The following is a 21897-nucleotide window of genomic DNA, read 5'->3' on the forward strand; positions in this document are numbered from 1 at the left end:
CTTGACCGGTGCCGTAAGCGCGCTGACCCGGTTGAGGCCGAACCCGCAGATGGGATGCGGCAGGCCGCCGAGCTGTGTTTCTGCTGCGGGCAGCCGACCGATATCCGTGACCGGCAGGCGCGGTTCCGGCTGCCTGATCCTGTCCTCGACACACGCAGGCAGCATCGGGCACGAGGTGCCTGGCTGAGTCATGCGACCCCGGACGCTTCGGTGATGATGCAGGTTCCCGGGGTGGGCGCCTTCGTGCGGGCGCTGCTTCCCGTGAAGCTGACCGGTGGCTTCAGCGCTACGTTCGGGGTCTGGGTCGCCCTCGATCCCGCTGACCTCCAGCGCGCGTCCGCAGTGTGGTGGGGTCCGGAGTATCAGAACCTACGGCTCCAGGGTTGGCTCGCGAACGCCCTCCCGGTCTGGGGCCTGCAGGCTGCCCCGGTCGAGTTGGAGGTGCGTGACCCGGAGCAGACGCCCTATTGCGCACACAGTTCTGATCCCGGTCTGGCCAAGGTACTCGCTGAAATCTGGCCGCATGAGGATGTGCTGCCCAAGCTGCCATGAGCTGCCGCCGCCGGCAGGAAGCTGGCGAGCGCGACCCACGGTACGGCCAACCATCGACCTCGGTGCAGGTTCCGGACCGGTGGCCGGGTGTTGATCACCATCTGGCCATCGGCTAACGTGCGCGCCCGTGAAGCGTATTCGTGTTGGCTCCGCTGTGTTCGCCTGTGCCGCCCTGATGACTCTCACCGCGTGTGCAGGGGAGGACACCACGGCCGGGTCCACGCCGCCTGCCTCCGTGGCGCCCTCCTCGGCAGCCGCCTCCGCCTCCTCGGCGCCGTCCTCGCCCGCTGCGGCGGCCATGAGCGACAAGAAGCTGTGCGAGTCGGCGAAGAAGGCTGGGGACGAGATGAAGGCGGAACTCGTCGCCGCCGTGTCGTCCGGCCAGGAACCGTCGCCGGCCGTGTTCAAGCAGATCCTGACCGATCTGGACAAGAAGGTGACCACGGTGGCCGCCGCCGGGGGCGACAGCAAGGTGGCCACCGCCCTGAAGGACTTCGGCGTGGAGGCATCCAAGGCGGCAGCGTCGGCGAACCCGGCGGAAGCGGCCGACAACCCCGCCTTCGAGAAGGCCGGCGCGGACATCACCACCGCCTGCAAGGTGGCCGGAGTCAGCGTCATCTTCTGACGGCACCGCATCGAGCGCTGAGCCGTAGGCATCGCCGCGGTCACCGGGAGCCACGCAGCCGGCTTCCGGTGACGGCGGCGATTCGATCTTCGCCACGGTGGCGGCCTGCCGACCGCCGGGGAGTTTTCCGAGGTACGGCGCATGCCGACGGAATCATCCGAAGCTTCGCGCTACGACGGTGACCACGACGAAGAACGCGATCAGCACCGCCGAGCCGACTCGAACCGGGCCTGACCGACCGATCAGGCCCACCACCAGCGCCGCGGCCAGGCCCAGCAGCCAATTGGCCGCCTTCGGGATGCCGATCGGGCTCGAAGCCCACCTGGCCGAGGGCCGCCCGGCCGTAGCCCACGAGGGCGGCACCCCCGACCCAGACGAGCAGGACCCAGCCGCACCGGCTGCCGGGACGCTCAGTGAGCCGCGACCCGTGGCGGGTGAGCGTGCCGAGCAGGTAGGTCACCGTCAGCAGCGCCATCGCGCCGACGAGCAGCACGACGTCCAGGCCGACGAAGAGGGCGAGCAGCACCCACGGGCCGCTGTCGGTCCCGCGTAGGAAGAGGGCGGCCGCCACCCCGACCACGACCGCCTGCCCCACCGCCAGGCGGTTCGGATTCGCCAATGGTCGGGCCGGACGCTCGACCACGATCAGAACCCCGAGGCCGTACGCGCGGCCGGCCGATTGCAGTGGCGCCGCAGCGGCCGGGCGGCACCTTCGCCAGCGGTTGGCGTCGACGCACCCGGGTGCGGCAGCCGCTCGGGTCGGCGATCGGGTCGGTACTCGAAGTGCCACCACTCGTTGTCGTACACCCGGTGCAGATGGTGGCGGGCGCCGTGCTGCTCCAACCAGCGCGCCCCCTCGACGGGCCGTACGTCGAGCGCGGTTCCCGCGACATGCCGCGACTCCTGCGGTGGCAGTACCCGCCGTCGCGCCGACTCCGGTGAGCCGGTGCGTCGGATCGCCTCGGCGAAGAGGCGGGCCTGCTCCTCGGCGGACCGGTGTCCCGAGGTGAGTCCGATCAGCTCACGATCGCGCCACAGGGCCTGCGTGCGGGCCGCCTCGAAGGCCGCACGAGTCCCGGGCGTCAGGCCGGCCAGATCCTCGGCGGGGAAACGCATCGCCAGCGCCCACTGGCAGGCCACGTGCCGCGCTCGGCCGCGGGCGACGACGAGCGCCAGGGGCAGCAGCAGCACCGCGAGCAGCAACGTGACGACCTTGTACGCACGGTCCCGGCGCCGAGCGGACCGAGCCGCGGTCATGATGTGCGCCCGCCGGGCGAGATGGACGACGGTCAACCTGATCCCGGTCGTCCTGGCCGGTCGCCGTCGACGCCGATGGCGCTCTGATGTCGCTGTCGAGCGCCCGGAAGGCTCCTCACCATCGATGGAATCCATGAGGGCAGGCTTCCGTAAGTCCTACCTGCACGCCTGGGTACCGCTACTCATCGCACAGCGCAGCTCACAATCTGATCAGCCTGCGGCTTGCTGACCTGAGTCCCGATCAGGCGGGCCACTGCTCGGCGAGCAGTCCGTAGATCAGGGTGTCCGTCCATTCGCCCTTGGTCCAGTGGTCCCGGCGCAGGTGCGCCTCCCTGACCATGCCCACCCGTTCGCACAGCCGCGCCGACGCCTCGTTGCGGGCATCGACGTGAGCGAAGACGCGGTGCATGCCGCAGTGCGCGAACGCCACGTCGATGAACGCGCGCACCGCCTCGGTGGCGAACCCGCGACCCGACACCGACGGGTGGAAGGCCCAGCCCATCTCGCCGCGGGACAGCGTCTCATCAGCCGGCCACAGGATCACGTCCCCGACGACCTCGCCCTCGTGCTCCGCCACGAGCGCCAGACGGGACTCCGGGCCGGTGATGCCCAAGCTGCTCAGCCGCCTGGTGACCACCGTCGTCGCGAACTCGCGCGTCCACGGCTCCCACGGGATGTAGCGGGCGACGAGCGGGTCGCTGTAGTACGCGAGCAGGGCATCCACGTCGTCGGCCCGGTACCGGCGCAGGAGCAGTCGTTCGGTACGGATCGGCAGTGCCAGCTCAGACATGCCGCCCAGTATCAGCTCTGCCGACCGACGGCGCGGGCCCGGGCACGGACGCCCGAGCGGCCGTCGCGCCGGTACAGTCTCCGCCCATGATCGACACCGATGACGTCGCTCCCGGCTGGGCCGCCATCGACGCCGCACTGGACCGGCTGTACCCGGGCGTCGAGCCGAAGCACTACGGCACTCTGATCAAGTGGACGCTGGGCGGGCCCGATCCGTTGGACGGCCTGAGCGTCTACCCGCGCGCCGACCACTGGCACTTCATCAGCTACGGGATGTCGGAGCTGTACTCCAAGGAGTCCGACCACGCCGACGAGTCGGGCTGGGGCTTCGAGTTCACCTTCCGCGTCGCCAGGACGGCCGCCGAGAGCGACCCGCCGATGTGGGCGGCGAACCTCCTGCAGAACCTCGCCCGGTACGTCTTCAACTCCGGCAACTCGTTCGCGCCCGGTCACCACCTCGACCTCAACGGTCCGATCTCCCTGGCCGAGCCCGACACCGGCATTCGGGCGATCGCCTTCACCGACGACCCCGAACTCGGGGTCATCGACACTCCGCACGGCCGGCTCCGGTTCCTGCAGGTCGTCGGGCTCACCCTCGACGAGTACGCGGCGATCGAACGCTGGGACGCCCGGCCGCCTGCTCGCGGCGATGTCGCCGAGCCTGCCCCTGCTCGTCACCGACCTCCGGCGCGGCAACCTGACCGACCAGCCGGGCATCGCCGCCGCGGTGGAGGAGGGCGTACGACGGGACGGCTCTTCCACCGGCTCCCTCTTCGTCGAGGAGGCCGGCTGGCGTACGGAGAAGAGCGGCTGGGCCCGCCGGACGTCGACGACCACGGTGCGGGTCGGCGCGAACGCGGCGGCGCGGATCGGCCGGGTACTGCAGGGGCGCCTGCCATTCGGTCGCGGCCTGCTCGTCGAGGCGCAGGACGGTGGCGTCGGGTTCCGGCCGGGCGAGCGGTTCAGCGTCAGCGAAGCCGGCAACGGGCTCCTGGAGATCGAGGTTCCGCCGGCCGTACTGACGGAACTGATCCAGGTCCTGCGGCCGATGGCCGGGACCTACCGGCTGGCGAGCGCACCGGAACTCCTCGTCGAGATCGTCAGGTCGCAGATCCGCGACCAGGAGGGTGCCGTCGTCGCCGAGATCGGCTGATCCGTTCACGACATCAGCTCGAAAGGGGCCGCACGAGACACCGTGCGGGAGCCGGTGGGCGCCCCTACCCCCGGTACAACGACTTGAGGTACTCAGGGCCGTAGCGGCGCTCCAGGTCGGCGAGGCTCTCCGTGGTGTTCTCGACCTCCTTGATCAGCCGGGCCCGGGTCGGCAGCACGTCCGGCTGCCAGGTCTCCGGCTGCCACAGCTCGGAGCGGAGGAACGCCTTCGAACAGTGGTAGAAGATCTGCTCGACCTGGACCTCGATCGCGAGGATCGGCCGGTGCCCCTTGACCACCATGTCGTCGAAGTACGGTGCGTCCCGCAGCAGCCGCGCGCGGCCGTTGATCCGCAGGGTGTCGGTGCGCCCGGGGATCAGGAAGAGCAGCCCGACGTGCGGGTTGTCCAGGATGTTGCGGTAGCCGTCGGCGCGCCGGTTGCCCGGCCGCTCCGGGATCGCCAGGGTCGTCTCGTCCAGCACCATGGCGAAGCCGGCCGGGTCGCCCTTGGGTGAGACGTCGCAGCTGCCGTCCGCTCCCGCCGTCGCGATCAGGCAGAACGGCGAGGCCGCCAGCCACTGCCGGTCCCGCTCGTGCAGCACGACCCGTTCCTTGGCGACCGCCCGGGGCATCGGTGCCCCCAGCAGGTCGCGCAGCTCCTCGTGCGAGGTGATCTCCACCGTCACGTCCGCCTCCCCCGTGCGTTGACCTCGGTGGCGGTCCGGCGAAGACACCGACCGCCGTCCGTCAGCCTAGGCGGGCGTGGCGAGCGCGAGGTTTGCCCATGGCGGCGGCGGGTACCGCCTCACACAGCGCCCCCGATCCGAGCAGTGGAGGCCCGCCATGGAGAGCCGTCTGAAGGTGCTCGGTCACCCCGTGCACCCGATGCTGGTGATGTTCCCGGTGGCGCTCCTGGTCGTCGGCACCCTCTTCGACATCGTCGACACCGTCGGCGGTCCCGACTTCCTCGGCGAGGCGGCGTACTGGAACATCACCGTCGGTCTGGTCGGCGGCCTGCTGGCCGCGGCGGCCGGGGCGTTCGACCTGCTCGCCATCCCGGCCGGCACCCGCGCCAAGCGGGTGGCGCTCACCCACGCCGCCGCGAACGTGGCGGTCATCCTGCTCTTCGCCGCCGTCTGGGTGGTCCGGCTCAACGCCGAGTCCCGGGCGGCCGGCGGCGCGCTGATCGCCATCGAGGTGGTCGGCGTGGCCATTCTCGGTGTCAGCGCCTGGCTCGGTGGCGAACTGGTGGACCGGCTCGCCGTCGGGGTGGACCGCGAGGCCGGCCTCGACGCCCCCAGCTCACTGCGGCCCCCGGCGGCCACCCAGCGGATCGGAGACGTGCGATGACGGAACGGCCCGGTGGATTCGGTCGCGGATGGCGAGGCCGGCAGCAGGGCTGGGACCCGATGGGGGAGCTCCAGTCGCTGCGGTCGGAGCTGAGCCGCCTGGTCGGCGGCCGGGGCGGCTCGTCGGACGTCGACCTGAGCGAGACCGCCGACGGCTGGGAGGTGGTCGTCCGGCTGCCCGGGGTGGCGCCGGAGGAGGTCGCCGTCGAGCTCGATGACCGGGAGCTGTGCGTGCGCGCCCGTTCCGAGGCGGAGGTCAACGCCGACCACGGCATCCCGGGCGGCTTCGAGACCCGCGGCTTCGAGTACCGGATCGACCTGCCGTCCCGAGTGGACCCGGACGCCATCGACGCGGTGATGGACCACGGCCTGCTGCGGGTCCGCCTGCCCCGGGCCAAGCGGCCCGCGCCGCGCACCATCACCGTCGGCCGCGCCGGCCTGCACGGCGGTCCGGCCGCCGGGGGTACGAGCAGGCTGGCCGATCCGGCGGCGGACCGGGAGATGCACCACCCGGACACCACCGCCGACGAGATCGACCGGCCGTAGCACCCAGGTGGCCACCGCGTCCCTGCTCGGCCCGGTCGGCGAGCGCGTGCCCGACGTGCGGCGCATCGCCGTGCTGCGTGCCAACGCACTCGGCGACTTCATCTTCGCGCTGCCCGCGCTGGAGTCGCTGCGGGCCGCGTACCCGGAGGCGGAGATCGTGCTGCTCGGCGCGCCGTGGCACGCGAAGCTCTGGCGCGACCGGCCCGGCCCGGTGGACCGGGTCCTGGTGATCCCGCCGGCTCCCGGCATCCGCGACCCCGGCCCCGACGAGCCGCCCGCGTCCATGGACGACTTCCTGGAGCGGACCGCCAAGGAGGGCATCGACCTGGCGTTGCAGATCCACGGCGGCGGTGGGAACTCCAACCCGCTGATCAACCGGCTCGGGGCCCGGGTCACCGCCGGGCTGCGGGCCGAGGACGCGCCGCCGCTGGACCGGTGGATGCGGTACGTCTACTACCAGCACGAGGTGATCCGCTACCTGGAGGTGGTCGCCCTGGTCGGCGCCCCGGCCACCACCGTCATCCCGACGCTGGCGGTCACCGACGCCGACCGGGCCGAGGCGCGGGCGGTGCTCGGGGAGCCGGAGCGGCCGCGGGTGGCGCTGCACCCCGGGGCCACGGACAGCCGCCGGCGCTGGCCCGCCGCCCGCTTCGGTGAGGTCGCCCGGTCGCTGCACCACGACGGGTACGAGGTGCTGGTCACCGGCACCCCCGCCGAGCGGGAGCTGGTCGACGAGGTGGTGGTGGCGGCCGGTGTGCCGGTACGCCCGCAGGTCGGCACGCTCAGCCTCGGCGGCCTGGCCGCCGCGTACGCCGAGTGTGCGCTGGTGGTCTCCAACGACACCGGCCCGCTGCACCTGGCCGGCGCGGTCGGCACCTCGACGGTGGGCATCTACTGGCTGGGCAACCTGATCAACGGGGCGACGCCGCTGCGCGCCCGGCACCGGCCGATCGCCTCCTGGACCACGCACTGCCCGGTCTGCGGGGTGGACTGCACCCCGGGGATCTACCCGCACCGGCCCGGCGACGGCGACTGCCCGCACCGGGACTCGTTCGTCACCGACGTGCCGGTGGTGGAGGTGCTGGAGGCCGCCGCCGAACTGCTCCACCCGGAGCCGGGCGCGCCGCGCTGACCGCCCGCGCTCAGGCCGGCTGCGGGGTGTCGGACTCGGCGAGGACGACCTCCCAGGCCTCCACCTCGCGTTCGGTGACCGTGGTCGGCGACTCCAGGTGGTACGCCCCGCTGGGCAGCACGCCGGCGCCGCCGTGGCGCGCCATCACGGCGAGTTGCGCGGCGACGTCCTCGCCCTGGTGCTTCTCGGGCAGCCGCCGCCAGAAATCGAAGCCCCCGGAGTCGACCAGCGCCGCCCGGTCGTAGAGCACGCAACCGCCGACCCAGGAGATCTTGTACGCCCGCCAGGCGCCCGGCGGCAGCCCCAGCTTGCGCGTCACGTGCAGCAGGTTCGCCGCCGGGTGGATCGACGCCCGCTGCCACTGCGGGGTGTCCGGGCGGATCCGCTCCGGCACCACGGGCCCGTCCCATTCCTCGTAGTGGCCGTGGGTCTCCGGGCGCACGTCGTCGGCGTACGACAGGCCGTGCACCGCGTTGCCGACGAAGCCGCAGCCCAGCTCGCCGATCGCGGTCACCAGCCGGTGCAGGGTGCCCGGCTCCAGCCAGACATCGTCGTCGAGGCAGAGCACGTACCGCGCCGCCGACCGTCCGAGCAGGTACGCGCGGTGTTCGGCCAGCCCGCGCCGGGGCAGCCGGCGGGTCAGCAGCACCGGGTGCGCCCGGTGGCGCAGCGTCCGGACCATGGTGGCCGCCGCCGGGTGCGCGTACGCGGGCTCGCCGTCGGACTGGTCGCTGACCACAACCCCGAACCCCGGTACGCCCTGCTGGGCGGCGAGCCCGGAGAGGGTGACCGCCAGCTCGGCGGGGCGGTTACGGGTCGGGATCAGCACGTCGAGCTGCCGGGGCCGGCGGAACTCCTCGGCGCTGCCGAGGTCGAGCGGTCGGTTCACGCCGGCCTGCCCATGCGCTGCGGGGCCTCGGACTGCGCCGACCGGGCCGGCTCCGCCGGCTGCGCCGACGGGGTCCCCTGGGCGCGGATCCGGTCGATGATCGCCGAGGTGGAACGGTCCGGCACGTACCCGAGGGTGCGGACCTGGCCACCGAGCCGGCGGACCAGCGGCGCCTCCGGCACCATCTCCGGCGGGTAGTCGCCGCCCTTGACGTACACGTCGGGCCGGACGGTCTCGATCAGCTTGGCGGGCGAGTCCTCCTCGAAGACCACCACGTGGTCCACGCAGGACAGCGCGGCGAGCAGGGTGATCCGGTCCTCGACCGGGTTGACCGGCCGGTCGGGGCCCTTGAGCCGGCGGACGCTGCCGTCGGAGTTGACCGCCACCACCAGCAGGTCGCCCAGGGCGCGGGCCTGCTCCAGGTAGCGCACGTGCCCCGGGTGCAGCACGTCGAAGCAGCCGTTGGTGAAGACAATGGAGCGCCCGGCGCGCCGGTGGTCGGCGACGATCGCGTCCAGCTCGGCCGTGCCGACCAGCGTCGGGTGGGCCGTACCGTCTCCACTGGTGCCGAGCGCGGCGAGCAGGTCCTCGCGGCGGCACACGCAGGTGCCGGTGTCCGACACGGTGATGGTCGCGGCGAGCTGGGCCAGCTGGGCGGCGGTCGGCAGCGGCGCGTCGGCCGCCAGGGCCAGCGTCATCGCCGCCAGGTACGCGTCGCCGGCGCCGACGGCGTGGCTGGCCGGTACGGGAGTGCTGTGGCTGCGCCGGGGCTCACCGTCGGCGCCGCCGACCACCGCCCCCTCGGTGTCCAGGGTGACCGCCACCACGTCGGCGCCGGTGTGCGCGCGCAGCTCGGCCAGCCGCGACTCGGCCAGCTCGGCCCGGTCGACGCCCTCCCCGGCGGCGGTGTTCACGGTGACCCCGGTGCCGGTGACGCTCATCCCGTCGCCGGTCATCGCCACCCGGTCCTCGCCGGGCGTGGGCTCCCCGGTCGGGCCGGTGCCGACGGTGCCCGACGGCCCGCCGGTGCCGGCGAACCGGGCGCCGCCCGGGGCCGCGCCGACGCTCAGCTCGGACGGGCCGTCGGCCGGGTCGACCGGCGGGTGGTCCAGGTGCAGGTCCGGGCCGGCGGCGGGCCGGCCGGCGGGGCGGGGTGCGGCGCCGAAGCCGGCGGCGGCGCGGGCCAGCAGCCGGGCCGCCTCGGCGAAGCTCGGGGTCACCACGGTCGGGGCGAGACCCCGCCAGTCGGCCAGGTCGTGCGCGTCCAGGGCGACGGTGGTGTAGCGCTCCCGGTTGGCCACCAGCCAGGCGCGGACCGGCGCGGGCAGCCCGCCCAGGCCGTAGTCGCAGACCACCAGGGTGGGCGTCGCACCGCCGGCGGCCGCCTTCAACTCCTCGGTGGCGCAGTCCAGCGCGGTGAGCAGCCGCCCCACCCCGTCGGCGTCGAGCGGGTCCTCCGGGTCACCGGAGTCCTCCCGGAGCAGGATCTGGTTGCCGGCGAGCATCCGCCGCTTGACCGGTGTGGGCCGGTGGGGCTGGCTGACCGTACGGTCCCAGACCCCGGCCCGGTCCAGGCAGTCGTGCAGTTCGTCGCCGGCCACGTCGGCGCCGACCGGGGCGACCAGCAGCGCCCGGCCACCGAGGGTGGCGATGTTGACCGCCGTGTTGGCGGCGCCGCCGGCGGCGGAGATGCGTCGGCGCAGGGTGAGGACCGGGGCGGGCGCCTCGCGGCAGAGCCGGTCGGACTCGGCGAACCGCCACTCGTCGAGCATGGCGTCCCCGATGACCAGGACGGGGCGCCCGAGCCAGCTCTCCACGACGGTCGCGAGCCGGCGCTGTTCCGCTGCTGCTCCTGCCATGCCTTCCCGACTCCCCCGACACCCCCGGACCAAACCTCCCCCTCTCCCCTCGCCCGGAAGCGGTGATCATGAAGTTGGCGGCAGTGCAGGAGATCCACACCGCTGCCAACTTCATGATCAGCGGGGCGGGGCGGGGCGGGGCGGGGTGGGGGTGGTGAGGGGTTTTCCCGACCGCAACGCATGTTCCGCGCGGTCCGGGATAGAAGGCGGGATGACCACGGAAGCCCAGGGCAGCCCGGTGCTCAACGCCCGCCAGATCCGCCTGCTGATGTTCGGCCTGATGACCGGGATGCTGCTGGCCGCGCTCGACCAGACCATCGTCGGTACGGCGCTGCCCACCATCGTCGGCGAGCTGGGCGGCATCAACCACTACTCGTGGGTGGTGACCGCGTACCTGCTCGCCTCCACCGCCTCCACCCCGCTGTACGGCAAGATGGCCGACCTGTACGGGCGCCGACCGGTCTTCCTCTTCTCGATCGGCACGTTCCTGCTCGGCTCGCTGCTGGCCGGCCTGTCGCAGGACATGACCCAGCTGATCGTCACCCGGGGCATCCAGGGCGTCGGCGCGGGCGGGCTGCTTACGCTGGCGTTCACCATCATCTCGGACGTGGTCTCACCCCGGGAGCGGGGCCGCTACCAGGGGCTCTTCGGCGCGGTCTTCGGGCTGTCGTCGGTGGCCGGGCCGCTGGTCGGCGGTTACTTCGCCGAGACGAACTGGCGGTGGATCTTCTACATCAACGTGCCGCTGGCGATCCTGGCGATCGTGGTCTGCTACCACGTGATGCGGCTGATCCCGTTCGAACGGCGGGAGCACGCGATCGACTGGCTCGGCGCGGGGCTGCTGGTGGCCGGGGTGAGCGCGCTGCTGCTGGCGCTGAGCTGGGGCGGCAACGAGTACGCCTGGGGCTCCGGGGTGATCGTCGGGCTCTTTGTCGCCGGGGCGGGGCTGGCGGTGGCGTTCGTGGTCCAGGAGGCCCGGGTCGCCGAGCCGATCCTGCCGCTGCGGCTGTTCCGCAGTGCCACCTTCGCGCTGGCCAACTCGGCCGGCTTCGTGCTCGGTCTGGTGATGTTCGGGTCGATCATCTTCATTCCGCTCTACCTGCAGATCGTCAAGGGCGCCTCGCCGACCCGCAGCGGTCTGCTGATGCTGCCGATGATGGCCGGGATCATCGTCACCTCGGTCCTCACCGGCCGGGCGATGAGCCGGATGGGCCGGTACAAGTGGTTCCCGGTGACCGGCTCGGTGGTGCTGCTGGTCGGCACGCTGCTCTTCACCCGGCTGGAGGTGGACACCTCGCTCTGGGTGGCGTTCGGCTTCATGGTGGTGATCGGCGTCGGGCTGGGCCTGTGCATGCAGTCGCTGATCCTCGCGGTGCAGAACGCGGTCGACGTCCGGGACCTGGGCGCCGGCACCTCCGCGGCGACGTTCTTCCGGTCGCTGGGGGGCTCGTTCGGGGTGGCGATCCTCGGCGCGGTGCTCTCCTCCCGGCTCACCGGGCAGCTCGCCGACCGGCTGCCGGGCGCGATCGCCCAGCTTCCGCCGGAGCAGCGTGCCGCCGTTGCGGCCGCTGGTGGGGCCGACATCTCGATCAACGACCCGGCCACCATCCTGGCCCTGCCGGGGCCGGTGCGGGCCGCCATCCAGGCCGCCTTCGTCGAATCGCTGGACATGGTCTTCCTGACCGCCGGACTGATCGCCATCCTGGCGGTGCTGGTCACCCTCGCCCTGCCGAACGACGAGCTGCGCGGGGCCGGCCCGCAGGGCGCGACCGGCGGCGCCGACCCGCTCGGCGGGAAGGCTGCCGCCCCCGGTGGCAAGCCACTGACGAGGGAGTCGAAGGAGGAGGCCGCCGCCGAGATGGAGGCGAAGTCGCAGACCATGCTCTGACGCCGGCGGCTATGCAGGTACGGCCGCGAGGAGGTCGAGGATCAGGGCCAGCGGGGGCCAGGCGGCCCGGCCCCGGCGGGTGACCGCGTACGAGCGCAGCCGGGCCTCCGGGCCGGTGAGCGGGAGCAGGCGTACGCCGGGAACGGTCGGCTGGTCGGCGGGGAGCAGCCCGACCCCGAGCCCGGCGACGATCAGGTCCTGGACGAGTTCCAGGCTGTCCGCGCGGTGCTCGATGCGGGGTTCGAAGTCCGCCATCGAGGCGATGGTCCGGACGACCACCTCGTCGGCGGTGTAGCGGGAGTTGACGATCCAGCTGCGGTCCCGGAAGCGGTCGAAGACGGCTGCGGCGTTGTCCGGGACGTCTCCGACGGCGTCGGCCGGTACGCCGAGGCTCCACGGCGCCGACCAGAGTGGCGTCGCCTCCAGGGTCCGGTCGACGGGCGCCGGCGCGAGGTTGTAGTCGTAGGTCAGGGCGAGGTCGACGTCGTCGGCCGCCAGCAGCGCGAAGGCTTCGGCCGGTTCGTGTTCGTGGATGCGCAGCCGGACCTGCGGGTGGCGGGTGGCGAGGTGGGCGGTGATCGGCAGCAGCGACCGGCGGACGGCGGTGGCGAAGCCGGCGACGCGGACGGTGCCGGCCGGCTCGGCGCTCGGGTCGAGGTCGAGCCGGGCCGCGTCGACGGCGGCGAGGATGGTCACCGCGTGCTCGGCCAGCCGCCGGCCGGCGGGGGTGAGCCGGACCCGGCGGCCCTGCGGCTCGATCAGGGTCGCGCCGACCTCGCGGGCGAGCGTGGCGAGCTGCTGCGAAACGGTGGACGTGGTGACGCCCAGCTCGTCGGCGACCTCGCGCATCGACCCGAGCCGGGCCAGCTCGCGCAGCAGGTGCAGGCGGCGGAGGTCCACGCCGTCGATTGTTCACGATTGCCGAACGGTTCGTCCAGCATTGACACGTGGACGTGAACGGTGGGCAGCGGCTCTACTTGGGGGCATGGCTACCACCCGTACCGGCGCCTCGATGGCCGTCGCGTCGATGCTTCTCGTCCAGCTCGGCCTGGCCGCCTCGGTCTCCCTCTTCGACGAGGTGGGGCCCGACGGGGCCGCCTGGCTGCGGCTGGCCTGGGCCGGCGTGCTGCTGCTCGCGGTGGTCCGCCCCCGCCCCTCCGGCTTCACCCGGCGCGCCCTGCTGGCCTGCGTCGCGCTCGGCGTGGTGACCGCCGGGGTCACCATCCTGTTCATGGCCGCGGTGGCCCGCCTGCCACTGGGTACGGCGAGCGCGCTGGAGTTCCTCGGCCCGCTCGGCGTGGCGGTCGCCCGGGGTCGGGGCGGGACGAAGCTCTGGCCGGCGCTGGCTGCCGTGGGCGTGCTGCTGCTCACCGAGCCGTGGCGGGGCGGCGTGGACCCGGTGGGCGTTGCTCTCGCCCTGGCCGCGGGTGCCTGCTGGGCGGCGTACATCCTGCTCACCCAGCGGGTGGGCGACGAGGTCTCCGGTATCCGGGGCCTGGCCGTGTCGATGCCGGTGGCCGCCGTGGTCGCCACCGTGGTGGTCGGGCCGGGCGTCCTCGGCGACCTCACCTGGCAGGTGCTGCTGGCCGGGCTGGGGCTGGCCCTGCTCCTGCCGGTGGTGCCGTTCGTGCTGGAACTGCTCGCCCTGCGCCGGCTCACCACCGCCGCGTTCGGCACGCTGATGAGCCTGGAGCCGGCGATCGCGCTGGTCATCGGCCTGGTCGCGCTGCACCAGGTGCCGGGCGTTCCGGCGGTGGTCGGGATCGCCTTCGTGGTGGCCGCCGGCGTCGGCGCGGAACGCACCGGTGCGCGCCGCCGACGGTCGCGGCGGGCCGGCCCGAGCCGGTCGGGGCCGGGACTACTTCAGGATGAGCCGGTTGGTCTGCTCGAAGACGTCGAGGTCGGCGAGGGTCTCCGGCACCGAGGCCGACAGCGGTGAGGGGAACGCGTCGCGCGCGAAGAAGCCGGCGTCGTTGGTCTCGTCGGTGATCCGGGCCAGGTCGCCGTCCCAGTCCTCGACCCGGAACGCGGTGGTGAAGATCTGGTACGTGTGCCCGTACATGTTGGTGTGGGTACGGTCCGGCCCGGTGTAGAGGGCGAACGCGCTGACCCGCAGCGCACGCAGCCCGGTCTCCTCGCGGACCTCGCGTACCGCGCAGTCGGCGATGGACTCGCCCAGCTCCATCGCGCCCGCCGGCAGCGCCCAGTGGCCGTTGTCGGAGCGCTGGATCAGCAGCACCCGGCCCGCGTTGTCCCGGACCACGGCGCGGGCCCCGACGAACATCAGCGTCCGGTCACCGGCCAGGGCGCGCAACTGCCCCACGTACGAGTCGGCCCACGAGATGCTCACTCTCGACAATCTACGCAGCTTCCGCGGGGCTGCTCGGGAGTTCCGGGGGTTCCCAAGCTGTGACCGGCGACACTAGCTTCTTACCCATGCGTAGCACGATGATGGACGCCCCTCTCCAGGTCTCCCGGATCCTCGAACACGGCGCTACCGTGCACGGCACGGCCGAGGTCGTCACGTGGACCGGTGCCGAGCCCCGCCGGATGTCGTACGCCGAGGTCGGCCGCGCCGCCGCCCGGCTGGCCCACGCGCTGCGCGACGAGTGCGGGGTCACCGGCGACGAACGGGTCGCCACCTTCATGTGGAACAACAACGAGCACCTGGTGGCGTACTTCGCGGTGCCGAGCATGGGCGCCGTGCTGCACACCCTGAACATCCGGCTCTTCCCGGACCAGGTCGCCTACATCGCCAACCACGCCGAGGACCGGGTCGTGCTGGTCGACTCGACGCTGATCCCGCTGCTGGCCCGGGTGATCGGCGAGATGACCACGGTGCGGCACGTGGTGGTGGTCGGCGGCGGCGACCCGGCCCCGCTGGTCGCGGCGGCCGGCGACCGGATCACCCTGCACCACTGGGACGAGCTGCTGGCCGGCCGTCCTGACAGCTACCAGTGGCCGGAGGTGGACGAGCGGGACGCCGCCGCCCTCTGCTACACCTCCGGGACCACCGGCAACCCCAAGGGCGTGGCCTACTCGCACCGCTCGATCTACCTGCACTCGATGCAGGTCTGCATGCCGGAGGGCTTCGGGTTGGGGCCGGTCGACCGGGAGTTGGCCATCGTGCCGATGTTCCACGCGATGTCGTGGGGCCTGCCGTACGCGGCCTTCCTCTCCGGCGCGTCGCTGATCATGCCGGACCGGTTCCTCCAGGCCGCGCCGATCGCCGAGATGATCGCCGCCGAGCGGCCCACCCTGGCCGGCGCGGTGCCGACCATCTGGAACGACCTGCTGACCTACCTGGACAGCCACGACGTGGACACCTCCTCGCTGACGGAGGTGATCGTCGGCGGTTCGGCCTGCCCGCCCGCGCTGATGCACGCGTTCGCCGAGCGGCACGGCATCGAGGTCATCCACGCCTGGGGGATGACCGAGATGTCGCCGCTCGGCTCGGTCTCCCGGCCGCCGGCCGGCGCCACCGGCGACGACGCCTGGCGCTACCGCTATACGCAGGGCCGGGTGCCGGCCGGCGTCGAGGCGCGGATCGTCGGCCCGCTGGGCGAGCCGCTGCCCGCCGACGGGACGTCCGTCGGCGAGCTGGAGGTCCGTGGGCCGTGGGTGACCGCCCGGTACGTCGGCGACGAGGCCCCGGACGAGGAGAAGTTCCGCGACGGCTGGCTGCGTACCGGTGACGTGGGCACCCTCTCGCCGGACGGCTACATCACCCTCACCGACCGGGCCAAGGACGTGATCAAGTCGGGCGGGGAGTGGATCTCCTCGGTGGAGCTGGAGAACGCGCTGATGGCCCACCCGGACGTGCAGGAGGCCTGCGTGGTGGGGGTGCCCGATCCGCGCTGGGACGAGCGTCCGCTGGCCACGGTGGTGATCCGCGAGGGCGCCACGGTCACCGCGGAGGAGCTGCGGGCGTTCCTGGCGAAGTCGGTGGCGCACTGGCAGCTGCCGGAGCGGTGGGCCTTCATCGACGCGGTGCCGAAGACCAGCGTGGGCAAGTTCGACAAGAAGGTGGTCCGCTCCCGGTACGCCGACGGCGGGCTCGAGGTCCGGGAGCTCACCGGGCCGTAACGTTTTCCGGCGCACCGTCGCCGTATGGGGCAGGGACGTACTCCTGAAGCATCCCTCCCCAGGGGCGGCCCCGGCGTTCGCACCGCGCCGGGGCCGCCCGCTCTCTGCGGGGCGACCCGCACAGTCATTCTTGCGAAACATGTTCGCCTCTGTCCCGATGACGAGGAAATCCGCCCAGCTCAACGGCCCTTCTGTCGGTGGCGGCTCATACCATCGGCAGCGATCCGGCCGCCCCGGGACCGGTCCCGCCGTCGATCTCGGAGACGTCATGGCAACCCTCAAGACCGCCCCGACCAGCGCCAGCGTGGACGATTTCCTCGCCGCCGTGCCGGACGAGACCCGCCGCCGCGACGCCGTCGTCGTCCGCGACCTGATGCGGCAGGTCACCGGCGAGCCGCCGACCATGTGGGGCGACGCCATCGTCGGCTTCGGGCAGCGGCACCTGCGCTACGCCAGCGGGCGCGAGCTGGACTGGTTCCTGGTCGGGTTCTCGCCGCGCAAGGCGGCCACCACCCTCTACCTCGGCGAGGAATTCCCGGAGAAGGAGCAGTTGGTGGCCCGGCTGGGCCGGCACACCGCCGGCAAGGGCTGCCTCTACATCAAGCGGCTCGCCGACGTCGATCTCGACGTGCTGACCGAGCTGGTGCGGGCCTCGGTCGCCCAGGCCCGCGCCGAGTGACCGTCACTGCTCGCTGGTGGTGATCAGCACCTTGCCGACCACCGAGCGCTCCACCGCCTCGTGCGCGGCGGCCGTGTCGGCCAGCGCGTAGTGGTGCAGCGGCAGCCCGGCCTCCTCGCCGACGCGTACCGCTCCCTGCGCGACCGCCGCCGCCACGTCGGCGAGCGCCCGCGCCTTGGCCGCCTTGGGCTCGGTGTAGACCAGCACGAACTGCCAGCGGGCGTTCGGCACCATCAGCGGCCGGATCGGCAGGGTGACCTCGTCCCCACCGTCGTCGGCGTAGACGCAGACCGCGCCGCCGGGGCGGAGCAGCTGGACGTCGGTGGCGGCGTTGCGGGCGGCGGACACCTCGACGATGGTGTGCACCCCGTCGGGGGCATACTTGCGGACCTCCTCGACGACGTCCTGATCCCGATAGTTGATCACGAAGGACGCGCCGGCCGCCGCCGCGAGCTGCGCCTTCTCCGGGCTGCTCACCGTGGCGATGACGCAGGCGTCGGCCCAGCGGGCCAGCTGGATCGCCGCGTTGCCGACCGCGCCCGCCCCGCCCTGTACCAGCACCACGTGATCGCTGAGCGCACCGGCGTGCAGCTTGGTCGGCATGTACTCGCCGGCGGTCAGGCACCGGTGCGCGGTGAGGAACGGGATGCCCAGGCAGGCACCCAGGTCGAAGGAGGCGGAGCCGAGGCGTACCGCATGGCGGACCGGGACCACGGTGTACTCGGCGGCGGTGCCCCAGGGGCGCTGCCAGGCGGCCTCCCAGACCCAGACCCGCTCGCCGATCAGGATCTGGTCGACGCCCTCGCCGACCGCCTCGACCACCCCGGCGCCGTCCTGCCCGGGGGTCTGCCAGCCGGCCGGCAGCGGCCAGGAGCGGCGCCCCTTCCAGTCGGTCGGGTTCACTCCGGCGACCGCCAGCCGGACCAGCACCTCGCCCGGCCCCGGCTCCGGCACCGGCCGGTCCACCAGCTTCAGCACCGAGGGGTCGCCGGTCTGCTCGTACACGATCGCCTTCATCCCCGTCTCCCTCCGACAGTCGCGTTCCCCATCTTCGCCGATCCCGACGGGGTCGGGGTGGCGTCGCCGGCCGTGATCACTTCCGGTGGTGGTCCGAGCACCTCGGGTCAACCGAACGGCCGATCCACCACGATCGATGAGGCAAATAAGATCGTCGATCAGGTGTGCCAACTGCCACGGGGGACGGTGCGGTCATGGAGTTCCGCCTGCTCGGGCCCGTCGAGGCCACCATCGGCGACCATCCGGTCCAGCTCGGAGGCGTCAAGCCGCGCACGCTGCTGGCCGCGCTCCTGGTCGAGCACGGGCACGTGGTGCCGGCGGAGCGCCTGGTCGACGTCATCTGGGGCGACGGGCCGCCGGGCACCGCCCGCGCTGTCCTCCAGACGTACGTCTCCACCCTGCGCCGGTCGTTGGGCGGCGGCGTCGGCACGGCGATCGTCACCCGGTCGCCCGGCTACCTGATCCGCATCGGTGCGGCCACTCTCGACCGTGACCTCTTCGAGGAGCTGCTCGCCCAGGGGCGCCGGGCCGGTGTTGCCGGCCGCCACGAGGAGGCTGTCGAGCTGCTCCACCGCGCCGCGGGACATTGGCGGGGCGCGGCCCTCGGCGGTGTGGAGAGTGAGCTGCTCGCGGGCGAGGCCGCCCGCCTGGAGGAGCTGCGCCTGACCGCGGTGGAGGAGCGCACCGGGATCGAGCTGCTGCTGGGCCGGACCGAGCGGGTGGCCGCCGAGCTGACCGACCTGGTCCGCCGCCACCCGTTCCGGGAGCGGATGCGGGGGCAGCTGATGCGGGCGCTGAGCGGGCTGGGACGGCGCCCGGAGGCGCTCGCCGTCTACCGGGACGGCCGCGAGGCGATGGTCGAGGAGCTGGGCATCGAACCGGGTCCGGAGATCCAGGCGATCCACGAGGCGATCCTCCGTGACGAACTCGACCGGGATCGGCCGCCGCCCCCGCTCACCGTCCCGGCCGACCGGGGCGCGCCGGCCCTCACGGCGGCTCCGGTGTCACCGGCCCCGGCGACCCGTCCGGCCCGGGCGGTGCCGGCGCAGCTCCCGCCGGTGCCGGCCGACTTCACCGGCCGACGCGCCGAGCGGACCCGGCTGGCGCAGGCGCTCACCGCCGCCACCGCCGGCCGGCCCGCCCCGATCCAGGTGGTCGTCGGGCCGGGCGGGGTGGGCAAGTCGACGCTCGCCGCGCAGGTGGCGCACGACGTCACCGCCAGCTTCCCCGACGGCCAGCTCTACGCGGAACTGCGCGGGATGAGCGGCACCCCGGTCGAGCCGCGGGAGGTGCTCGGGCGGTTTCTCCTGGCCCTCGGCACGGCGGTCGACCGACTCCCCGACGGCACCGAGGAGCGGGTGGAGCTCTACCGCACCCGACTGGCTGGGCAGCGCACCCTGATCCTGCTCGACGACGCCGCCACCGAGCAGCAGATCCGGCCGCTGCTGCCCGGCACGGTCGGCTGCGTCGTGGTGGTCACCTCGCGCAGCCCGCTCGGCGGGCTGGCCGGCACGGTCCTCACCGAGCTGGGGGTGCTGCCCGAGCAGGAGTCCGTCGAGCTGCTCGCCCGGCTGGTCGGCGCGGACCGGGCCGCCGCCGAGGACGTCTCGACCGGCCGCATCGTCCGGCAGTGCGGGGCGCTGCCGCTCGCCATCCGGGTGGCCGGGGCGCGGCTGGCCAGCCGCCAGCGGTGGCCGCTCAAGCTGCTGGCCGACCGCCTCGCCGACGAGCGGCGGCGGCTGGACGAGCTGGCCATCGGCGACCAGGAGGTACGCGCCAGCATCGGGCTGAGCTACCGCGGCCTGGAGGCCGGGGACGCGGCCGTGCTGCGGGTGCTGGGCCTGCTGGGCCTGCCCGACTTCCCGGCCTGGGTGGCGGCGATCGCCCTCGACCTGGGCGAGGAGGAGGCCGAGCAGGCCATCGAGCGGTTGATGGACGCCCAGCTCGCGGAGTTCGTCCAGGTCGACGGCACCGGTCACCTCCGCTACCGGCTGCACGACCTGGTCCGGTTGTACGCCCGCGAGCGCGCCGAGGCCGAGCACCCGGAGCCGGAGCTGCGGGAGCTGGTGAGCCGGGTGACCACCACCTGGCTCTGGCTGATCGACGCGGTACGCCGGGGCGCGTCGACCGGCCCACCGCCCGCCGGGGCCGGCCGGGCCCTGGGCGACCTCGGGGAGCGGGTGCTCGACCAGCCGCGCAGCTGGTTCGCCACGGAACACGACTCGTTGGTCCGGGCGGTGGAGGTCGCCGCCGAGCGGGGACTGGACCAGCAGGCCTGCGACCTGGCCTCGCTGCTGTCCACCTTCCCGTACGCGACCGCGAGCCGGTTCGAGAGCTGGACCCGTACCCACGACGTGGCGCTGGCCGCGGCCCGGCGCAACGGCAATCGGCACGGCGAGGCCGTCCTGCTCTCCGGTTTCGGTCAGCTCCGCTGCGCCCAGGACCGGTACGCCGAGTCGGCGCAGTACCTGACCCAGGCGCTGGAGGCGTTCCGGGAGGGCGGGCACCGGCACGAGGAGGCGCTCACCCTGACCGCGCTCGGGGCGACGTGCCGGGAGCAGTGCCGGTTCGCCGAGGCGCTGTACTTCCTCGGCTGCGCCGAGCCGATCGCCCGGGACCTCGGCGACGACGCGGTGCTGGCGGACGTGCGGCGGCTGGCCGGGGCGGTCCGGCTGGAACAGGGCGACCTCGCCGCCGCCCGGACCGACCTGGAAATGGCGCTGCGCGTCTACGAGGGACTCGCCGACCGGCGGGGCGTGGCGCTGACCTGGCGGATGCTGTCGCTGCACCACCGGGCCCGCGACGAGCTGCGGGAGGCGCTGGCGCTCGCCGTGCGCGCCCGGGACACCTTCCGGGAGCTGGACGAGAGCCTGCTGGAGGCGTACGGGGACCGCGCGGTCGGCAAGGCCCTGGTCCGGCTGGGCCGCAGCACCGAGGCTGCCGGCCTGCTGCAACGGTCGCTCGCGACCAGCCGCCGCGCCGGTGACCGCTGGGGGGAGGCCGCCACCCTGCGGGTCCTCGGTCAGTTGCACCTGTCCCGGCGGGAGCTGGCCGACGCCGAGCGGCACCTGCGGGCCTCGCTGCGGCTCTGGGACGAGTTGGAACTCGCGCTGCCCCGCGCCCGGGTGCTGCGGGACCTGGCCCGGCTGGCCGCGATCCGGGGGCACGACGATGCGGGCCGGCTGGCCCGGGAGGCGCTGCGGGTCTTCGAGGACCACGGCGCCCGGGAGCGCGGCGAACTGGCGGCGGAGCTGGCCGAGGCGCGCCCGCCAATTCTGTAGTCCGTCCTGTAATCCGCTGTAGGCCGCGTTGCAGCGGCCCTGGCGTGATCCTCCAGACCGCCCGCCGAACCTCCTTGCATCAGCGGCGACAACCGCCGCACGGAGGAGGAGTTCGACGATGCGGAAGTTGAGGATGCGCGACCGGCTGCTGCGAATGATGGCCGCCGGCCTGGTGCTCGTGGCGACCACCACGGGCACGGTCGCCGTCGGCCTGACCACCACGGCGGCGCCGGCGCAGGCGTCCGTGGTGGGCGGCTCGATCACGCGGACGGAGGTGCTGGCCCGGGCGAAGTGGTGGATGAACACCTACGGCGTCGTCTACAGCCAGAGCCAGTCCAACCAGAAATCCGACGGGGACGGGCACTCCTACCGGCCGGACTGCTCGGGCTTCGTCTCGATGGCCTGGCACCTGCCGAAGAAGGGCGACGGATGGGACCGGAACACCGGTGACCTGGCGGACTTCGGCGACACCACGAGGATCAGCCTCGGCTCCCTGCGACCCGGCGACGCGATCCTCGGCGAGAGCTACGGGCACGTCGCGCTCTTCGACAAGTGGGCCAACGCCGACCGGACCCAGATGTGGATCTACGACGAGTACGGCACCGGCAAGGAGGGGCGGCACATCGTCCAGGACCGCTCCTGGTACGCGAGCAACGGCTTCGTCGGGCTGCACTACAACCGCATCCGCGACGGAGCGGTGGTGAACAACGACTTCGACGGTGACGGGGACGCGGACGTGCTGGCCCGCAACGCCACGACGAAGGATCTGCACCTGTACAAGGGCAACGGCTCGGGT

The 21897-nt window shown here is 73.3% G+C and carries 20 protein-coding genes and 2 pseudogenes; 13 read left to right on the top strand and 9 right to left on the bottom strand.

What is annotated here, in order from left to right; translation table 11 throughout:
- Window positions 1–54: 54 nt before the first annotated feature.
- Together V6U88_RS11510 and V6U88_RS11515 are read left to right on the top strand one after the other, a co-directional pair.
- The gene (locus V6U88_RS11510; protein ID WP_334452318.1) at window positions 55–552 is read left to right on the top strand and encodes a DUF2199 domain-containing protein; all 498 of its coding nucleotides are present in this window, start codon (window positions 55–57) and stop codon (window positions 550–552) included.
- Between the two features lie 298 nt (window positions 553–850).
- Window positions 851–1177, top strand: coding sequence for a hypothetical protein (locus V6U88_RS11515; RefSeq protein ID WP_334452319.1), 327 nt, complete (start codon window positions 851–853; stop codon window positions 1175–1177).
- A 40-nt stretch (window positions 1178–1217) separates the two neighbouring features.
- On the opposite strand, the gene V6U88_RS11520 is transcribed toward V6U88_RS11515, so the two are convergent.
- From V6U88_RS11520 to V6U88_RS11530, 3 genes are all read right to left on the bottom strand, one after another.
- Window positions 1218–1820 (bottom strand): hypothetical protein, encoded by a 603-nt coding sequence (locus V6U88_RS11520; RefSeq protein WP_334452320.1) that lies wholly within the window; start codon window positions 1818–1820, stop codon window positions 1218–1220.
- A gap of 2 nt (window positions 1821–1822) precedes the next feature.
- Entirely contained in the window at window positions 1823–2380 is a 558-nt protein-coding gene (locus V6U88_RS11525) for a D-alanyl-D-alanine carboxypeptidase family protein (RefSeq protein WP_334452321.1), read from the bottom strand.
- Window positions 2381–2675: 295 nt separating this feature from the next.
- Window positions 2676–3224 (bottom strand): GNAT family N-acetyltransferase, encoded by a 549-nt coding sequence (locus tag V6U88_RS11530; RefSeq protein ID WP_334452322.1) that lies wholly within the window; start codon window positions 3222–3224, stop codon window positions 2676–2678.
- Between the two features lie 86 nt (window positions 3225–3310).
- On the opposite strand from V6U88_RS11530, the pseudogene V6U88_RS30260 reads away from it, so the two are divergent.
- Together V6U88_RS30260 and V6U88_RS11535 are read left to right on the top strand one after the other, a co-directional pair.
- Window positions 3311–3841, top strand: a pseudogene (locus V6U88_RS30260) (suppressor of fused domain protein); the annotation flags it as partial.
- Window positions 3842–3872: 31 nt separating this feature from the next.
- Window positions 3873–4376, top strand: coding sequence for a hypothetical protein (locus V6U88_RS11535; RefSeq protein WP_334452324.1), 504 nt, complete (start codon window positions 3873–3875; stop codon window positions 4374–4376).
- 64 nt (window positions 4377–4440) lie between these two features.
- Here V6U88_RS11535 and V6U88_RS11540 read toward each other — a convergent pair whose 3' ends face one another.
- On the bottom strand, window positions 4441–5061 hold the full coding sequence (locus V6U88_RS11540; RefSeq protein WP_334452326.1) for a pyridoxamine 5'-phosphate oxidase family protein: 621 nt from the start codon (window positions 5059–5061) through the stop codon (window positions 4441–4443).
- Window positions 5062–5218: 157 nt separating this feature from the next.
- Between V6U88_RS11540 and V6U88_RS11545 the strand changes: the two genes are divergently transcribed.
- The 3 genes from V6U88_RS11545 to V6U88_RS11555 are packed head-to-tail and all read left to right on the top strand — an operon-like array spanning window position 5219 to window position 7402.
- Window positions 5219–5725, top strand: coding sequence for a DUF2231 domain-containing protein (locus tag V6U88_RS11545; protein WP_334452328.1), 507 nt, complete (start codon window positions 5219–5221; stop codon window positions 5723–5725).
- The gene (locus tag V6U88_RS11550; RefSeq protein WP_334452330.1) at window positions 5722–6270 is read left to right on the top strand and encodes an Hsp20/alpha crystallin family protein; all 549 of its coding nucleotides are present in this window, start codon (window positions 5722–5724) and stop codon (window positions 6268–6270) included. Before V6U88_RS11545 ends, V6U88_RS11550 begins: the two co-directional genes overlap by 4 nt.
- A 7-nt stretch (window positions 6271–6277) precedes the next feature.
- A complete protein-coding gene (locus V6U88_RS11555) occupies window positions 6278–7402 on the top strand; it encodes a glycosyltransferase family 9 protein (protein ID WP_334452332.1) in 1125 nt (374 codons plus the stop codon).
- Window positions 7403–7412: 10 nt separating this feature from the next.
- Here the strand turns inward: V6U88_RS11555 and V6U88_RS11560 are convergent, their stop codons facing one another.
- Together V6U88_RS11560 and rfaE2 are read right to left on the bottom strand one after the other, a co-directional pair.
- Complete coding sequence (locus V6U88_RS11560; RefSeq protein ID WP_334452334.1) at window positions 7413–8291, bottom strand: glycosyltransferase family 2 protein; 879 nt, start codon at window positions 8289–8291, stop codon at window positions 7413–7415.
- A complete protein-coding gene (gene rfaE2, locus V6U88_RS11565; protein ID WP_334452336.1) occupies window positions 8288–10150 on the bottom strand; it encodes a D-glycero-beta-D-manno-heptose 1-phosphate adenylyltransferase in 1863 nt (620 codons plus the stop codon). Before rfaE2 ends, V6U88_RS11560 begins: the two co-directional genes overlap by 4 nt.
- Window positions 10151–10361: 211 nt before the next feature.
- On the opposite strand from rfaE2, the gene V6U88_RS11570 reads away from it, so the two are divergent.
- Window positions 10362–12038 (top strand): MDR family MFS transporter, encoded by a 1677-nt coding sequence (locus V6U88_RS11570; RefSeq protein WP_334452338.1) that lies wholly within the window; start codon window positions 10362–10364, stop codon window positions 12036–12038.
- Between the two features lie 9 nt (window positions 12039–12047).
- On the opposite strand, the gene V6U88_RS11575 is transcribed toward V6U88_RS11570, so the two are convergent.
- Window positions 12048–12938: a LysR family transcriptional regulator gene (locus V6U88_RS11575; RefSeq protein ID WP_334452340.1), complete on the bottom strand. Its 891-nt coding sequence runs from the start codon at window positions 12936–12938 to the stop codon at window positions 12048–12050.
- Between the two features lie 85 nt (window positions 12939–13023).
- Here V6U88_RS11575 and V6U88_RS11580 point away from each other — a divergent pair, with 85 nt between their 5' ends.
- Complete coding sequence (locus tag V6U88_RS11580) at window positions 13024–13977, top strand: EamA family transporter (RefSeq protein ID WP_334452342.1); 954 nt, start codon at window positions 13024–13026, stop codon at window positions 13975–13977.
- Here the strand turns inward: V6U88_RS11580 and V6U88_RS11585 are convergent.
- Window positions 13897–14388 carry an NUDIX domain-containing protein gene (locus V6U88_RS11585; protein WP_334452344.1) on the bottom strand — a complete coding sequence of 164 codons (492 nt, stop codon included), beginning with the start codon at window positions 14386–14388 and terminating at the stop codon, window positions 13897–13899. The two genes, V6U88_RS11580 and V6U88_RS11585, sit on opposite strands and share 81 nt — an antisense overlap.
- Window positions 14389–14489: 101 nt before the next feature.
- Between V6U88_RS11585 and V6U88_RS11590 the strand changes: the two genes are divergently transcribed.
- The gene (locus tag V6U88_RS11590) at window positions 14490–16124 is read left to right on the top strand and encodes a fatty acid--CoA ligase (protein ID WP_334452375.1); all 1635 of its coding nucleotides are present in this window, start codon (window positions 14490–14492) and stop codon (window positions 16122–16124) included.
- A gap of 268 nt (window positions 16125–16392) precedes the next feature.
- The gene (locus V6U88_RS11595) at window positions 16393–16803 is read left to right on the top strand and encodes a DUF1801 domain-containing protein (protein ID WP_334452347.1); all 411 of its coding nucleotides are present in this window, start codon (window positions 16393–16395) and stop codon (window positions 16801–16803) included.
- A gap of 3 nt (window positions 16804–16806) precedes the next feature.
- On the opposite strand, the gene V6U88_RS11600 is transcribed toward V6U88_RS11595, so the two are convergent.
- Window positions 16807–17820, bottom strand: a complete 1014-nt coding sequence (locus V6U88_RS11600) for an NADPH:quinone reductase (protein ID WP_334452349.1) — start codon at window positions 17818–17820, stop codon at window positions 16807–16809.
- A gap of 194 nt (window positions 17821–18014) precedes the next feature.
- Between V6U88_RS11600 and V6U88_RS11605 the strand changes: the two genes are divergently transcribed.
- Both V6U88_RS11605 and V6U88_RS11610 read left to right on the top strand, forming a co-directional pair.
- Window positions 18015–21101 (top strand): AfsR/SARP family transcriptional regulator, encoded by a 3087-nt coding sequence (locus V6U88_RS11605; protein ID WP_334452351.1) that lies wholly within the window; start codon window positions 18015–18017, stop codon window positions 21099–21101.
- 118 nt (window positions 21102–21219) lie between these two features.
- Window positions 21220–21897 (top strand): annotated as a pseudogene (locus V6U88_RS11610) (hypothetical protein); the annotation flags it as partial.

The sequence above is a fragment of the Micromonospora sp. CPCC 205739 genome, assembly GCF_036906795.1.
Lineage (GTDB): Bacteria > Actinomycetota > Actinomycetes > Mycobacteriales > Micromonosporaceae > Micromonospora.

What these genes read in the sequence shown, in the direction of transcription:
- V6U88_RS11510 (WP_334452318.1), top strand. Translation starts at nt 55, where the DNA reads ATGCGGCAGGCCGCCGAGCTGTGTTTCTGCTGCGGGCAGCCGACCGAT.
- V6U88_RS11515 (WP_334452319.1), top strand. Translation starts at nt 851, where the DNA reads ATGAGCGACAAGAAGCTGTGCGAGTCGGCGAAGAAGGCTGGGGACGAG.
- V6U88_RS11530 (WP_334452322.1), bottom strand. Translation starts at nt 3,224, where the DNA reads ATGTCTGAGCTGGCACTGCCGATCCGTACCGAACGACTGCTCCTGCGC.
- V6U88_RS11535 (WP_334452324.1), top strand. Translation starts at nt 3,873, where the DNA reads ATGTCGCCGAGCCTGCCCCTGCTCGTCACCGACCTCCGGCGCGGCAAC.
- V6U88_RS11545 (WP_334452328.1), top strand. Translation starts at nt 5,219, where the DNA reads ATGGAGAGCCGTCTGAAGGTGCTCGGTCACCCCGTGCACCCGATGCTG.
- V6U88_RS11550 (WP_334452330.1), top strand. Translation starts at nt 5,722, where the DNA reads ATGACGGAACGGCCCGGTGGATTCGGTCGCGGATGGCGAGGCCGGCAG.
- rfaE2 (WP_334452336.1), bottom strand. Translation starts at nt 10,150, where the DNA reads ATGGCAGGAGCAGCAGCGGAACAGCGCCGGCTCGCGACCGTCGTGGAG.
- V6U88_RS11570 (WP_334452338.1), top strand. Translation starts at nt 10,362, where the DNA reads ATGACCACGGAAGCCCAGGGCAGCCCGGTGCTCAACGCCCGCCAGATC.
- V6U88_RS11580 (WP_334452342.1), top strand. Translation starts at nt 13,024, where the DNA reads ATGGCTACCACCCGTACCGGCGCCTCGATGGCCGTCGCGTCGATGCTT.
- V6U88_RS11590 (WP_334452375.1), top strand. Translation starts at nt 14,490, where the DNA reads ATGGACGCCCCTCTCCAGGTCTCCCGGATCCTCGAACACGGCGCTACC.
- V6U88_RS11595 (WP_334452347.1), top strand. Translation starts at nt 16,393, where the DNA reads ATGGCAACCCTCAAGACCGCCCCGACCAGCGCCAGCGTGGACGATTTC.
- V6U88_RS11600 (WP_334452349.1), bottom strand. Translation starts at nt 17,820, where the DNA reads ATGAAGGCGATCGTGTACGAGCAGACCGGCGACCCCTCGGTGCTGAAG.
- V6U88_RS11605 (WP_334452351.1), top strand. Translation starts at nt 18,015, where the DNA reads ATGGAGTTCCGCCTGCTCGGGCCCGTCGAGGCCACCATCGGCGACCAT.